Origin of the sequence: Escherichia sp. AM3 (assembly GCF_032029835.1) — a bacterium.
GTDB lineage: Bacteria > Pseudomonadota > Gammaproteobacteria > Enterobacterales > Enterobacteriaceae > Escherichia > Escherichia coli.
This window is the reverse complement of sequence record NZ_JAVUPQ010001186.1, coordinates 1-249: the sequence shown is the minus strand read 5'-3', so window position 1 is coordinate 249 and position 249 is coordinate 1. Positions and strand designations below refer to the sequence as shown.

1 protein-coding gene is annotated in these 249 nt (G+C 56.2%); it reads right to left on the bottom strand.

What is annotated here, in order from left to right:
• Positions 1–249 (bottom strand): hypothetical protein (locus RTW80_RS30250; protein WP_312721884.1); only part of this gene is annotated, 249 nt, incomplete at both ends.

Below are 249 nucleotides of genomic sequence, written 5' to 3'. Positions count from 1 at the left end.
CCGTCCTCTGAGGGTATGCTGCACCCAGAGTGAGAGCATCCCGGCATAACCACGGCGCACATAGTTACCGATGAAATCAAAAAAAGCGATCAACAGTAACCCGCAGGCCAGCCACGGCAGGCGGGCCGGATTGCCCGCCAGTGCGTCATTCACAGCCTGTCTTGTCAGCAGTGGCGTCAGCGCAGCCAGCAAAATAGTCGATACTGACGCTACCACCACGATGACACTAAGTTTCTTACGTTCCCAGCA